This window comes from Herbiconiux ginsengi, from assembly GCF_900107435.1.
In the GTDB taxonomy this organism is placed as follows: domain Bacteria; phylum Actinomycetota; class Actinomycetes; order Actinomycetales; family Microbacteriaceae; genus Herbiconiux; species Herbiconiux ginsengi.
The window spans coordinates 833,051-845,532 of the sequence record NZ_FNPZ01000002.1; the positions used below are offsets into that span (position 1 = coordinate 833,051).

The 12,482-nt window shown below is 71.0% G+C and carries 15 protein-coding genes; 9 read left to right on the top strand and 6 right to left on the bottom strand.

Annotated elements, in window-relative coordinates; translation table 11 throughout:
* The 3 genes from BLW00_RS12220 to BLW00_RS24050 all read left to right on the top strand — a co-directional run bounded on the left by BLW00_RS12220 (nucleotide 1) and on the right by BLW00_RS24050 (nucleotide 1,744).
* A complete protein-coding gene (locus tag BLW00_RS12220; RefSeq protein ID WP_092554334.1) occupies nucleotides 1-327 on the top strand; it encodes a hypothetical protein in 327 nt (108 codons plus the stop codon).
* 9 nt (nucleotides 328-336) lie between these two features.
* Nucleotides 337-585 carry a hypothetical protein gene (locus BLW00_RS12225; protein WP_092554337.1) on the top strand — a complete coding sequence of 83 codons (249 nt, stop codon included), beginning with the start codon at nucleotides 337-339 and terminating at the stop codon, nucleotides 583-585.
* 163 nt (nucleotides 586-748) lie between these two features.
* Nucleotides 749-1,744, top strand: a complete 996-nt coding sequence (locus BLW00_RS24050) for a G5 domain-containing protein (protein WP_175494237.1) — start codon at nucleotides 749-751, stop codon at nucleotides 1,742-1,744.
* 46 nt (nucleotides 1,745-1,790) lie between these two features.
* Here the strand turns inward: BLW00_RS24050 and BLW00_RS12235 are convergent, their stop codons facing one another.
* From BLW00_RS12235 to BLW00_RS12245, 3 genes are all read right to left on the bottom strand, one after another.
* A complete protein-coding gene (locus BLW00_RS12235; RefSeq protein WP_092554344.1) occupies nucleotides 1,791-2,558 on the bottom strand; it encodes a class I SAM-dependent methyltransferase in 768 nt (255 codons plus the stop codon).
* A gap of 77 nt (nucleotides 2,559-2,635) precedes the next feature.
* Entirely contained in the window at nucleotides 2,636-2,899 is a 264-nt protein-coding gene (locus BLW00_RS12240; RefSeq protein ID WP_092554347.1) for a hypothetical protein, read from the bottom strand.
* A 112-nt stretch (nucleotides 2,900-3,011) separates the two neighbouring features.
* Complete coding sequence (locus BLW00_RS12245) at nucleotides 3,012-3,356, bottom strand: hypothetical protein (RefSeq protein WP_092554350.1); 345 nt, start codon at nucleotides 3,354-3,356, stop codon at nucleotides 3,012-3,014.
* Between the two features lie 121 nt (nucleotides 3,357-3,477).
* On the opposite strand from BLW00_RS12245, the gene BLW00_RS12250 reads away from it, so the two are divergent.
* The 4 genes from BLW00_RS12250 to BLW00_RS12265 all read left to right on the top strand — a co-directional run bounded on the left by BLW00_RS12250 (nucleotide 3,478) and on the right by BLW00_RS12265 (nucleotide 7,046).
* On the top strand, nucleotides 3,478-4,089 hold the full coding sequence (locus tag BLW00_RS12250; protein ID WP_217634354.1) for an RNA polymerase sigma factor: 612 nt from the start codon (nucleotides 3,478-3,480) through the stop codon (nucleotides 4,087-4,089).
* Nucleotides 4,086-4,886, top strand: coding sequence for a hypothetical protein (locus BLW00_RS12255; protein ID WP_092554353.1), 801 nt, complete (start codon nucleotides 4,086-4,088; stop codon nucleotides 4,884-4,886). Before BLW00_RS12250 ends, BLW00_RS12255 begins: the two co-directional genes overlap by 4 nt.
* A gap of 434 nt (nucleotides 4,887-5,320) precedes the next feature.
* Nucleotides 5,321-5,971, top strand: a complete 651-nt coding sequence (locus BLW00_RS12260) for a VOC family protein (RefSeq protein WP_092554356.1) — start codon at nucleotides 5,321-5,323, stop codon at nucleotides 5,969-5,971.
* Nucleotides 5,972-6,071: 100 nt separating this feature from the next.
* The gene (locus tag BLW00_RS12265) at nucleotides 6,072-7,046 is read left to right on the top strand and encodes an aldo/keto reductase (RefSeq protein ID WP_092554359.1); all 975 of its coding nucleotides are present in this window, start codon (nucleotides 6,072-6,074) and stop codon (nucleotides 7,044-7,046) included.
* 36 nt (nucleotides 7,047-7,082) lie between these two features.
* Here the strand turns inward: BLW00_RS12265 and BLW00_RS12270 are convergent, their stop codons facing one another.
* Nucleotides 7,083-7,667 carry a hypothetical protein gene (locus BLW00_RS12270; RefSeq protein ID WP_092554362.1) on the bottom strand — a complete coding sequence of 195 codons (585 nt, stop codon included), beginning with the start codon at nucleotides 7,665-7,667 and terminating at the stop codon, nucleotides 7,083-7,085.
* A 4-nt stretch (nucleotides 7,668-7,671) separates the two neighbouring features.
* Nucleotides 7,672-9,327, bottom strand: coding sequence for an ABC-F family ATP-binding cassette domain-containing protein (locus BLW00_RS12275; protein WP_092554365.1), 1,656 nt, complete (start codon nucleotides 9,325-9,327; stop codon nucleotides 7,672-7,674).
* A 97-nt stretch (nucleotides 9,328-9,424) separates the two neighbouring features.
* Between BLW00_RS12275 and BLW00_RS12280 the strand changes: the two genes are divergently transcribed.
* Both BLW00_RS12280 and BLW00_RS12285 read left to right on the top strand, forming a co-directional pair.
* On the top strand, nucleotides 9,425-10,801 hold the full coding sequence (locus BLW00_RS12280; RefSeq protein WP_245741541.1) for a M24 family metallopeptidase: 1,377 nt from the start codon (nucleotides 9,425-9,427) through the stop codon (nucleotides 10,799-10,801).
* Entirely contained in the window at nucleotides 10,801-11,685 is an 885-nt protein-coding gene (locus BLW00_RS12285; protein WP_092554368.1) for an NAD(P)-dependent oxidoreductase, read from the top strand. Before BLW00_RS12280 ends, BLW00_RS12285 begins: the two co-directional genes overlap by 1 nt.
* 12 nt (nucleotides 11,686-11,697) lie before the next feature.
* Here BLW00_RS12285 and BLW00_RS12290 read toward each other — a convergent pair whose 3' ends face one another.
* Nucleotides 11,698-12,477: a helix-turn-helix domain-containing protein gene (locus BLW00_RS12290; protein ID WP_092554371.1), complete on the bottom strand. Its 780-nt coding sequence runs from the start codon at nucleotides 12,475-12,477 to the stop codon at nucleotides 11,698-11,700.
* Nucleotides 12,478-12,482: the final 5 nt, after the last annotated feature.

Below are 12,482 nucleotides of genomic sequence, written 5' to 3' on the forward strand. Positions count from 1 at the left end.
ATGGCGACGCACCGAATCGTGATCGAGCTGGAAATCGACGTCGAGAACGAGGACGCGTTCAAAGACGCCCAGATCGTCGACATGGATCCGCGTGCCATGGCGCTCTCGGATTCCGACGACGAATCGGTCACCCGCATGGTGACGGCGGCGGTGCTCTTCGACACCCATTGGCGGCGTCGCGGGCTCAACCCGCAGCTGCGTTCGAGCGGCTGGCGGGTGCGCGACGCCGCGGGCGGCTACCTTGAACACGTGCTGCCTGCCGAGCCGGCCGGCCCCACCGGCCCGGCCGATCCCACAGGCCCGGCCGATTCCGACCCATCGCGGTAGAGTCACGGCATGAGTGACGCCACCACCTATCTGGCCCGCCTTCTCGCCGATGAGCCGTCGGGTATCGGGGCCTCAGCCGTGACCGTCGCGGCCGATGACGGCGAGGCGCACGAACTGATCGCCCTGCGCAACGGCGACGACATGTACGACGTGTGGAAGGCCGACTCGACGAAGATCGAGCACGGCAGCTGCAGCTACGAGCTCCTCGAGCACAACATGCCCGACCCCGGCGAAGCCTTCCTGGTCACACCCGTCTGAGCCAGAACGCGGGGCCCGGCCGCCCCCTCAACAGGGGCTGGCCTGGTTTCTTCGACATCCGTAGTGTTCATCCGGGGCACGGATGCGCGACCACCCATCGCGCAGACCCGCCGTGACCCGACTCCCCCGAGTCGCCGCGCACGCCCGACCGAATGCGACCCTCATGAGCACACCGCTGCCCCCTGCCGGCTGGTATCCCGACCCGCATTTCCCCGATCGCCAGCGTTGGTGGGACGGTGGCCGCTGGACCGACTTCTTCCAGCCCGCTCCACCGCCGCTCCCCGTCGCGTCTCCCCCGTCCACCACACGGTCGATCCGCTCGTGGCGACCCGGCACGTCGACGTGGATCGTCGGTGCCATCGCGATCCTCTGCGGGGTCATCGGCATCCCTTCCGGCGGGATCGGCGGTTTCGTGCTGATGGTGTCGCTGTTCGTGCTCGGCGGCGGTCTCTGGACGCTCGCCACCGGCCGCCCCGGCTGGTTGAATCTCGTGCGCACGCGGAAGGCCGGCGGCGCCGCCACGGGTCTCGCGATCGCGGTGCTGCTGCTCGGCACGATCCTCCTCCCGCATCCCGCGGCCGCGCCATCCGCCACGCCCGTCGGAGTGGCGCGTCCGCTCGGCTCCGAAGCGGCATCCCCTTCGCCCACGCCGAAGAGCAGCCCCACTCCCACGCCCGCGCCGACGCCGACGCTGACGCCGACGCCGGTCGTCACGGTGAAATCGGTCGATGTCTCCGAGCCGATCCCCTTCGGCCGGTCGAGCTACGACGAACCGACGCTCGAGGTGGGCACGAACGTCGTCGTCACCGCCGGGGTGCCGGGAACCAAGGTCTCCACCTGGCAGGTGACGCTGACCGACGGGGTCGAGACCGGTCGCACCCTCGTCTCGGAGACCATCACGGTGGCACCCGTCGACGAGGTCACGGCGATCGGAGTGGCCGAGCCCGCCCCGGCGCAACCCGACCCCGCTCCGGAACCGGCCCCGGAGGGAGGCGGCTGCGACCCCAACTACACCGGCGCGTGCGTTCCGATCGCGTCCGACGTCGACTGCGCCGGCGGAAGCGGCAACGGTCCGGCCTACGTGCAGGGACCGGTCTACGTCGTCGGCGGCGATCCCTACGAGCTCGACCGCGACGGCGACGGCGTGGCCTGCGACTGAGCCTTCGGCCGAGCCCGGAGCCGACAGGCGTCGTGCCCGCCCGCGCTCACTCGGGCCGACGGGTGGCGAGGCGCAGCTGCAGGAAGCGGAAGACCTGATCCGATCCGGTGACCCGCCCGTATTCGTCGGTCACGCGAGCCACGAACTCGTCGCGCCGTTCCTCCGGCAGCCTCTCCGTGAAGCTCGTGAAGCCGAGGGCGCACCACGTGCGGAAAGCCGTGGCTCGGCCGAAGTCCCAGGCGAGGTCGCGCTCCGTCGCCTCCTCGACCACGAGCCCCGCCGCTGCAGCGATGTCACGCCACTGGCCACGCGTGCGGTGCACGTGCGGTGCGCTGAACCCCTCGAACCACGGAGCCCACGCCGGCGCCGTGGCCACCGACAACGCCACGTCTTCGATCGAGGGGCGCTCCCCCTCCGGCACGAACTGGCACACGACGGCGGCTCCCGGATGCACGGCCTCCCGCAGCCGGGACAGCGCCGCCACCGAGTCCACCACCCAGTGCAACGCGTTGAGCGACACCGCGAGGTCGAAGGGCTGCGTGGTCACGAAGGCGGTGACGTCGCCCTCCACGAAGTCGATCGACGGATGCGCGTCGTCGCGCGCCTTCCGGATCATCAGCGGTGAGGGGTCGAAACCGACCACCTGCACGACCTCCGGCCGGTCGGCGATGAGCCGGGTGACGTAGCCGTCGCCGCATCCGGCATCGAGCACGCGAGCGCCCTGGGGCGGGCTCAGTTCGGCAGCGAACCGGCGGCCGAGGTCGTGCTGCAGAGTCGCGATCGCGGCGTAACGCTCGCCGTCCCAGTCGGTCATGCGGTGCTTCCGTTCTCTTCAGCGATCAGCTTGGCACGGCTGCGCGGCGCACCGAGCAGCGCGCACCGGGCACGGGGTCATTCGCCGATCTCACCCGCCAGCCGGGCCGCGAACTCCTCGAGCGTCGCGCGGCGGTCGTGGTCGAAGAAGAACGACAACTGCCCGCCGTGCGTGGGACTGATGCTCACCATCCGCTTGTTCACCGTCATCCGCGGCCGGAACGCCCGATGGAACCGGTGCACGTCGGCGAACCCGAACACCTCGAGCACCCGGCCGTCGAAGCTCAGCAGGGTCGACTCGCTCGCCCACACCTCGACCGCGCCCGCATCCGTCTCGCTCATGCCACCACGATGCCGCATCCGTTCACCCGTCGGGCGAACAGCGGATGAACGGGCCCGGGTCGGTCAGCGGGGTGGCCCGAGCGTCGGCCGTGGAAAGAGACGTCCGTGCCGCTCACGCGAGGGGTCGCAGTTCGTCGGGCATCGGCCAGGCGAGCTCGAACTCGCGCAGCGGCACGGTGATGTCGCCGAAGTCGTCTTTCTTCACCCGGATGCGCCGGGTGCTGACCTCGGTGATGCGCACACGCAGCGACACCCCGTCGACGTCGAGCAGGTAGGGATCGGCGAGGTAGTGAAGCCCCCGCTCGTCGAGCAGCTCTTCGGCGTCGAACCAGTCGAGGGGGCCGCTCAGCTCACGGCCGAGCAGGTCGATGACGACGAACCCCTCGCCCTCGGGCCGCATCCATCCCACCAGCTCCCCGTCGCCCCGCCGGTGCTCGATCCATCCGTCCCGTTCCACCCCTCGACGCTAGCCGGTGTGTGATGTTCGAGCCACCCGCCGCGCGAACAGCATCATGGCGAGCACCACACCCACCAGCACAGGGTGTGAAATGTCTCATCCTTGCCGGACATGAGCCATCGTGGACTCTGTGAACAGCGCCGACCGGTTCGACCAGCACCTGTCTCAGGTGCTCGAACCCCTCCGTCGCTATCTCGCGCGCCGCACCGACCCGGCCACGGCCGACGATGTGCTCGGCGAGACGCTGCTGGTGCTCTGGCGACGGGCGGGCGACATCCCGGTGGGCGAAGCGGATGCCGTGCCGTGGGCGATCGGGATCGCCCGGTTCCAGCTCGCGAACGCCGAGCGGGCGGCGCGGAGGCAGCGGCGGCTGTTCGCCCGGATCGTGGCGGTCGACCGGCCCGAGGCGGCCGTCGACGCGCATCACGAGCGGGCGGGCGACGACGGCGGCGATTGGCACGGCGGCGGCGCGGGGCGTCCGGATGACGGCGCGGTCGAGCGCATCCGGTCGGCTCTGGCGGCGTTGCGGCCGGCCGACGCCGAGATCCTCCGCCTCGCGGTCTGGGAGGAGCTGACTCCTCCGCAGATCGCGTCCGTTCTCGGCATCACGCCGAACGCGGCGAGCATCCGTCTGCACCGCGCGCGCAAGCGACTCCGCGCGGAGTTCGAGCGCCTCGGAAAGGTCGGGGGCGCATCCGGACATGACGGGGTGAAGGAGGGAGAGCACGCATGACCGCCCACGATGACGACGGCACCGCACCGCACGCCGACGAGGCGACCACCTCGGATGCCGCGAGCGCCGCGCCCCCCGCGAGCGCCGCCGATGCGGCACGCACCGCGGATCCCGCGGGTCTCGCGCCCCGCACAGACGCGGTGGATGCGGATGGCGCGGTGGAGCGCCTGCTGCGGCGCGCCGATCCGGCCCGGTCGCTGCCCCCGCTCGACCTCGCGCAGATCGCCCACCTGAAGGAGACCACGATGAGCCGCGCCGCCGACGAACGCACCCCGGAATCGACGACCCCGACCCCCGCTCGCGCAGGCGCAGACGCACGCCGACCGCGCCGGCGCGTCGGTTGGGCCGTCGCCGTGGGAGCCGCGGCGGCCGTGCTGGCGGTCGTGGGCATCACGGCCGCCGTGCAGCTGAGCGCGAGCACGGGCGCCGGCGCCTCCCACGTGACCGAGCTTGCGGGCGGTCCGGGCAACGGCGCCGAGATCGCCCTGAAGTGCGCCGAGATCACACCCGAGATGCTGGCCGGCTCCGCGGATGTCGCATTCGAGGCCACGGCCACGAGCATCGCCGACGACGGCACGGTCACGCTCACCGTCACCGACCGTTACGCCGGAGACATCACCGACGTGGTGGAGGTGCCGCAGGGCGACGACGTGCTGCTCGACGGGATGCCGCTGCACTACGACGAGGGGGGAAGCTATCTGATCGCCGCGAGCGAGGGCGCCATCCTCACCTGCGGCCAGAGCGGACCCGTCACCCCCGACCTGGAGCAGCTCTATGCCGCCGCCTTCGGCCGCTGACATCATTCGATACGCGCGGCCGCACGGCGCAGGGTGACGGCATGCCGGACACCGCCTTCTGCCCCGAACCGTTCACCCTGAGCACGTCGACTACCGGGCCAACGACTTCGACTGGCCGGCGCAGGAGGCAGCGCTCGCCCGGCTCCCGCCGTTCCGGGCGACTCTCGGCGGACGGAGCTCCGGAGACGGCCCCGACGCATCGCTCTTTCCCGGCGACATCCTGCGCCCGCCTCGGGCGTGGCTCGGCCGCACCGCGAACTCCGCACGAGTCACCGAGCCCGCGCGCGGCGGGCACTTCGCCGCCTTCGAGCAGCCCGAGCTCGACGCCGAGGAACTCCGCGCCTTCTTCCGCCCCTTCCGGCACGGATGACGCAGGATCGCATCGAGCAGGAATCGAGAAGCATCCGTCGCGCCGCCTCCGTATCGTCGCAGGCATGACAACCATCGACTCCCTCATCCTCGACGTTCCCGATGCCGCCGCTGCAGAGGCGTTCTACACGGCCGCCTTCACCCAGAGCGGTCTGAACGGTCGCCTGCGCGTGCGCCAAGCAGCCCCCGGTGACGGCGCGGCAAGCACCGCGACATCCGGATTCCGCGGCTACACCCTCTCGATCACGGTGTTCCAGCCCGCGACCGTGCACGCGTTCATCGACGCGGCCGTCGCGGCCGGTGCCACCGTGCTGAAGCCCGTCTCGAAGTCGCTCTGGGGTGTGGGCGGGAGCATCCAGGCACCCGACGGTGCGATCTGGAAGGTCGCCACCACGGCCAAGAAGAACACCGACCCGGGCGACCGCCGCATCGACAAGATCGTTCTGCTGATCGGCGCCGACGACGTGGCGGCCAGCAAGGCGTTCTACGGGCAGCAGGGTCTCCCGGTGGGCAAGAGCTTCGGCAAGTACGTGGAGTTCGCGATGCCCGAGAGCCCTGTGAAACTCGGCCTCTACAGCCGCAAGGCGCTGGCGAAGGATGCCGGGGTGGCACCCGAGGGCAGCGGCTCGCACCGCCTCGCGATCATGGGCGACGCGGGCGCGTTCACCGACCCCGACGGGTTCGCCTGGGAGGCATCCGTCACCGCGTCCGCCTGATCGCGGAGGTTGCGGTAGGTGCGCTGCAGCATCGTGCTCACGGTGCCATCCGACCACCGCACCACCGGCATCGCCACGCGCGACCGCTAGCGTGGAGACCATGACTGATCTCCGCCAGACCCGGCCGTTCGGACGCACCGGATTCGACGTCACCCCGCTCGCCCTGGGCACCTCCTCCTGGGGTCGGGTGCGCGCGGGCGAATCGGGCGACGAGCGCGATGCCCGCATCCTCGAGGTGGCGCACGCCTTCTTCGCCGGCGCACTCGAGACCGACCTCCTCGACACCTCCAACATGTACGGGGCGACGGATGCCGGACACCTCTCCGAACTCTTCGTCGGGCGTGCGCTGGCGCAGGCCGGCGGCGTGGCGCCCGGTCTCGTCGTGCAGACCAAGCTCGATCGCGACACCGTCACCGACGACTTCAGCGGCCGTCGGATGCGCCGCTCGCTCGAGGAATCGCTCGACCGGCTCGGTCTCGACCGCGTCGACGTGCTCTACCTGCACGATCCCGAGGTCGTGGGGTTCGAGACCGTGATGGAACCCGGCGGAGCGGTGGACGCGCTGGTGCAGATGAAGGAACAGGGGCTCGCCACAGCGATCGGCATCTCGGGCGGACCGGTGGACATGCTGCTGCGGTTCATCGAGACCGACCTCTTCGACGCGCTGGTCACCCACAACCGCTTCACCCTGCTCGACCGTTCCGCGGCGCCCCTTCTCGACGCGGCGGCCGACCGCAACGTGGGCGTCGCGAACGCCGCGCCGTACGGCGGCGGAGTGCTCACCGGGGAGCCGGGATTGGCGGGCCGTTACGGCTACCGCCCGATCAGCGCCGCGCGGGCGGCGGCACTCTCCCGCCTGCGAGAGATCGCGGAGCGCCACGGCTTGGCGATGGGCGCCCTGGCACTGGGCTTCAGCCTGCGCGATCCGCGGGTGCACACCACCATCGTCGGCGCCTCCTCGCTCGACCGGTGGACGCAGGCGGTCACCGACGCGACGGCCGCGGCATCGGTTCCCGAGGAGGTCTGGGCCGAGCTCGCCGACCTCGCCGACGGCCTCCCGCCCCACGACGCGTAGCGCCGGGGCCCTCGCGACCGACGACCGACACGTCGCCTAGGCGCGCAAGCGGGCCGCCGCGATGCCGGCATCCCACCCGGGTGCCCGCCCACCGCGGGGCGGCACCACCGCGGCGGCGTCGATCCCCGAGGTCTGCAGCAACCAGGAGATGAGGGAGTTCGAGTTCCACATGTCGCTGCCGAAGGCCGCACGACCCCAGACGGGCGTGGGGACATCCGCGACGCGTTCGATCAGCGCCTCTGCAGCCGACGGGCGGAGCGGGAATCGCACCACCTCGCCCACGGCGAAGCGACGATCGGGGAGGATGCCGTCGGCCCAGCACCGCACCTCGTAGCGGAAGAACCGCGACCGTCCGAGCAGGCGCAGGCCGACCGCTCCGGTGGCCACCACTCCGCGCTCTCCGGCCGGCACGTTCCACGCCGGCGCCATCTCGACGAGGTGTCGCCGCTCACCCGCGACGACATCGAGTGCGGCGTGGAACAGCGGGCACGGCGCCCGGTGCTCCCGTCGTGCGCGGTAGAGCTCCCACCAGCGGCTGGTGTGCACGACGACGTGACCTCCGGCGCCCACCGGCAGCCAGGTCAGGTTCGCCGAAGCCTGCTGCTCACCCGTCCGCCCCACCGGCTCAGCCCTCCGTGACGTGCCCGGCATCGACGTGCCAGTGGCGGTTCAGCGCCACCGTGGAGAGCATCCGCCGGTCGTGCGTCACGAGCAGCAGCGTGCCCGTGTACGACTCCAGCGCCTCTTCGAGCTGTTCGATCGCCACCAGGTCGAGGTGGTTGGTGGGCTCGTCGAGTACGAGCAGATTCACGCCCCGCGCCTGCAGCAGCGCGAGCCCGGCTCGGGTGCGCTCCCCCGGCGAGAGCTCGTCGACGGGCCGGCCCACGTGATCGGCCTTCAGACCGAACTTCGCGAGCAAGGTGCGCACCTCCGCGACGGGCCAGTCCGGAACCTGCGCCTCGAAGCTGTCGGTGAGAGTGGCGGCACCCGCCAGCACGGCCCGCGCCTGGTCGATCTCGCCGATGGCGACGGATGCTCCGAGACTCGCCCTCCCCGAGGTCGGCGACACCCGCCCCAGCAGAAGCCGCAGCAGGGTCGACTTGCCGGCGCCGTTGGGCCCCGTGATGCCGATCCGGTCGCCCGCATCCACCTGCAGCGACACCGGTCCGAGCGTGAAGTCACCCAACGAGACCACGGCCTGTGACAGCGTCGACACCACCGACGACGACCGCGGGGCCGACCCGATGGTGAACTGCAGCTGCCACTCCTTACGCGGCTCCTCCACCTCGTCGAGCCGCGCGATGCGGCTCTCCATCTGCCGCACCTTCTGCGCCTGCTTCTCGCTGGACTCGGCCGAGGCCTTGCGCCGGATCTTGTCGTTGTCGGGCGCCTTCTTGATCGCGTTGCGCACGCCCTGGCTCGACCACTCGCGCTGCGTGCGTGCCCGTGCCACGAGATCCGCCTTCTTCTCGGCGAACTCGTCGTATTCCTCGCGCGCGTGCCGCCGTGCCGTTTCGCGCTCCTCGAGATAGGAGTCGTAGCCGCCCCCGTAGACGCGATTCGTGCCCTGCGCGAGATCGAGTTCGAGCACGCGGGTGACGCTGCGGGCGAGGAACTCGCGGTCGTGGCTCACGAGCACCACCCCACCGCGCAACCCCCGGATGAATCCCTCGAGCCGCTCGAGCCCGTCGAGGTCGAGGTCGTTGGTGGGCTCGTCGAGCAGCACGATGTCGAAGCGCGAGAGCAGCAGCGCGGCCAGTCCCACGCGAGCGGCCTGCCCACCTGAGAGCGAGGTCATGAGAGCGTCGGATGCCACGCCCAGCCCGAGTTCGGCCAGCACGACCGGGAGGCGCTCCTCGAGGTCGGCGGCACCGCTGGCGAGCCAGCGGTCGAGGGCGGTGGAGTAGACGTCGGCGGGGTCGGGGGCTCCGGCGGCCACGGGTTCGGTGGCGCCCAGAGCCTCGGCCGCGGCATCCATCTCGGCCGTGGCGAGCGTCGTGCCGGTGCGCCGCCCGACATAGGCGGCCACGGTCTCGCCGGGCACCCGCTCGTGCTCTTGAGGCAGCCATCCGATGAACGCGTCGGCGGGCGCGAGGTCGACGCGCCCCTCCATCGGAGCGTCGATCCCGGCCAGGATGCGCAAGAGCGTCGACTTGCCCGCTCCGTTGGCGCCCACCACGCCCACGACGTCGCCGGGCGCGACCACGAGGTCGAGCCCGGAGAACAGGGTGCGGTGGTCGTGGCCGCCGGCCAGGCCTTTGGCGACGAGTGTTGCGGTCATCCGTCCATGCTCTCGTATTCGCCCCCCGAAGGGTGTGTAGTATTGGTACACACCTGTAAAGCCACAGGTGAAACAGCGACGTTTGAGGAGGGCTGACGTGATCAGCACAGCGACCACCGGCACGATGGCAGTCGACTGGGAGGCGCGAACCGATTTCGATCGCCTCCGCGAAGAACGGCTCGGCCGGCTCCGAGCCCAGTTGAACGCCTCCGACCTCGGGGCGGTGCTCGCCTTCGACTTCTCGAACATCCGTTACATGACGGCCACCCACATCGGCACCTGGGCGATGGACAAGCTGATCCGCTTCTCCCTGCTCACCCGCAACTCCGACCCCATCTCCTGGGACTTCGGCTCGGCCGCGAAGCACCACAAGCTGCACAACCCCTGGCTCGACGTCACGCACTCCGAGATGGATGCCGACCCGCACTCCCCGCACCACGGCGCCACCCGGCCCCGCGCCGAGAGCGGCGCCCGCGCGGGCATCTCCACCCTCCGCGGCGCTTTCCACCCCGAAGCGGGGATCGCCGACGAGGTGGCGGCGAAGATCCGGCGGGAGCTCGAGAAGTTCGGCCTCCTCAACGAGCCGCTCGGCGTCGACGTGATCGAGCTGCCCATCCTGTTCGCCCTGCAGCGCGCGGGCATCACGGTGGTCGACGGCCAGCAGGTGTTCATGGAAGCCCGGCGCATCAAGACGCAGGACGAGATCACGCTGCTCACCCAGTCGGCGTCGATGGTCGATGCCGCCTACGAGAACCTCTACGAGTTCCTGCGCCCGGGCGTGCGCGAGAACGAGACGGTCGGCCTCGTCGCCAAGACGCTCTACGACCTCGGCTCCGAGTACGTCGAGGGCGTCAACGCCATCTCCGGCGAGCGCTGCTCCCCGCATCCGCATGTCTACTCCGACCGCATCATCCGCCCCGGCGACCCGGCCTTCTTCGACATCCTGCACAGCTTCAACGGCTACCGCACGTGCTACTACCGCACCTTCGCGGTGGGCTCGGCGAGCCGTGCGCAGCGGGATGCCTACGTGCGGGCTCGCGAGTACATGGACAACGCGATCGACCTGGTGCGCCCCGGCGCCACCACGGCCGACATCGTGGCGGTCTGGCCGACGGCTCAGGAGTTCGGTTTCCCCGACGAGGAGGCGGCGTTCGCCCTGCAGTACGGCCACGGCGTGGGGCTCTCCATCTGGGAGAAGCCGATCTTCTCGCGCCTGGTCTCCTTCGACCACCCGGAGGTGCTGCAGGCGGGCATGGTGTTCGCGCTCGAGACCTACTGGCCGTCGGCCGACGGCATCGGCGCGGCCCGCATCGAGGAGGAGGTGGTGGTGACCGAGACCGGCTGCGAGGTCATCACGAAGTTCCCCGCCGAGGATCTGCTGGTCGCGGGCGGCAACCGTTACTTCACCATCAACGGTCCGCTCAATCCGCTGCGCAGCAGCCAGTCGCACCTGAACCGGCCGGACGCATCCTGATGCCGGCGGTCGCGTTCGTCGGACTCGGCACGATGGGCAGCGCGACGGTGTCGCGCCTCATCGAGACCGGCCACGAGGTGCACGTCTGGAACCGGTCGCCCGAGCCGGTGGAGCGGATGCGCGCCCTCGGCGCCATCCCGCTCGGCTCGGTGGCCGAGGCGTTCCGGATCGGCACGGTGTTCTCGATGGTGGCCGACGACGCGGCCGCCGAGAGCCTGTTCACCGACGACGTGCTGAGCGCCGCCCCCGAGGGCGCGGCGCACGTGAACCTCGCCTCGCTCAGCGTGGCCGCCACGCGCCGGCTCGCCTCGGCGCACCGGATGCGCGGGATCGACTATCTGGCCGTTCCCGTGCTCGGCCGCGCGGAGGTGGCCGCCGCCGGCGCCCTCAACCTCGTGGCCGCCGGGCCGGAGCAGGCACTGAAACGGGTGGAACCGGTGCTCCAGAGCATCGGCAAGCGCACCTGGTACCTCGGCGACGATGTCGCGGCCGCCAGCGTCGTGAAGATCGGGGTGAACTTCAACCTCATCCACACCCTGCAGGCCCTCGCCGAATCCGTGACGCTGGTGGAGGCCGCGGGCATCGACCCGTCGGTCTTCGTCGACATCCTCACCGACACCGCCTACACCGGCACGGCCTACACCGGCTACGGCCGGCTGATCGCCGAACGGCGATACAGCCCGCCCGGGTTCACGGTCGGGCTGGGCCTGAAAGACCTGTCCCTGGTCGAATCCGCCGCCGCGGACTACGACGTGGTGCTGCCCACCGTGCCGACGCTCCGCACGATGTTCGAAGCGGCGATCGGAGCCGAACTCGGCGACGCGGACTGGTCGGCCATCGCCGAGGTCACCCGCGGGCTGGCCGCACAGCACAGCGAGCGCTGAGGCGCCACCGGCTCACTCCCCGGTGGCGCCGTAGTGGCTGCCGTAGCCGAAGCCCTCGCCCCCGGAGTGGCGGCCGAGCCGCGCCACCTGCTCGGCGATCTCGCGCGGGTGCGCGAACCCGTGGCGACCCACCACGGCCCAGATCGAGACGCAGTCCTGGGTGTAGGGATTGCTGATGCGGTGCGGGATGGTGGAGTCGAACGAGAGGCTGTCGCCCGGCTGCAGGGTGTCTTTGTCGAAGCCGACCTGCAGATCCATCTGCCCGGTCAGCACGTGCAAGTACTCCCAGCCGGCGTGCCGCATCATGTTCTCGACGGAGTTGGACTCGCTGCCGGCGGCGTAGGTGACGCGCAGGTATTCGACCAGCGGGTCGTCCTGCACGGTCAGGCGCTCCCAGCGCACGCCGTCGACCCGGATGTCGGGCGCGGTGCCCGCGCGCTGCAGCCCCGGGATGCCGACCGTGGTCAGCCGTTCCCCGACGGGCGCTGCCGCGGCCTCGCCGGTCGGAGCGCCGGACTCCAACGGCACCCCGGTGACGGCGGTGGCGAGCAGGGAGTCGAGCGAGAGATCGAGTTCGGAGACGATCGTGTAGAGCGTTCCGATCGAGGGCGTCGCGCGACCCAGTTCCACCTGCGAGATGAAACTCGCCGAGACGCCCACGCGCCGGCCGAGCTCGCGCAGCGAGATGCCTTCGGCCGTGCGGGCCTGCCGGATGGCGGCTCCCATGCCGGGCGCACCGTTGTCCCGCACCGCGTCGACCAGACGCTCCCGCGGGGAGCCAGCTCGTGCCATGTCAC

Excerpts from the sequence above, each read along its gene's own strand:
- BLW00_RS12235 (WP_092554344.1), bottom strand. The coding sequence starts at position 2,558 with ATGACCGACTGGGACGGCGAGCGTTACGCCGCGATCGCGACTCTGCAG.
- BLW00_RS12240 (WP_092554347.1), bottom strand. The coding sequence starts at position 2,899 with ATGAGCGAGACGGATGCGGGCGCGGTCGAGGTGTGGGCGAGCGAGTCG.
- BLW00_RS12290 (WP_092554371.1), bottom strand. The coding sequence starts at position 12,477 with ATGGCACGAGCTGGCTCCCCGCGGGAGCGTCTGGTCGACGCGGTGCGG.
- BLW00_RS12255 (WP_092554353.1), top strand. The coding sequence starts at position 4,086 with ATGACCGCCCACGATGACGACGGCACCGCACCGCACGCCGACGAGGCG.
- BLW00_RS24050 (WP_175494237.1), top strand. The coding sequence starts at position 749 with ATGAGCACACCGCTGCCCCCTGCCGGCTGGTATCCCGACCCGCATTTC.
- BLW00_RS12265 (WP_092554359.1), top strand. The coding sequence starts at position 6,072 with ATGACTGATCTCCGCCAGACCCGGCCGTTCGGACGCACCGGATTCGAC.
- BLW00_RS12220 (WP_092554334.1), top strand. The coding sequence starts at position 1 with ATGGCGACGCACCGAATCGTGATCGAGCTGGAAATCGACGTCGAGAAC.
- BLW00_RS12260 (WP_092554356.1), top strand. The coding sequence starts at position 5,321 with ATGACAACCATCGACTCCCTCATCCTCGACGTTCCCGATGCCGCCGCT.
- BLW00_RS12225 (WP_092554337.1), top strand. The coding sequence starts at position 337 with ATGAGTGACGCCACCACCTATCTGGCCCGCCTTCTCGCCGATGAGCCG.
- BLW00_RS12285 (WP_092554368.1), top strand. The coding sequence starts at position 10,801 with ATGCCGGCGGTCGCGTTCGTCGGACTCGGCACGATGGGCAGCGCGACG.
- BLW00_RS12275 (WP_092554365.1), bottom strand. The coding sequence starts at position 9,327 with ATGACCGCAACACTCGTCGCCAAAGGCCTGGCCGGCGGCCACGACCAC.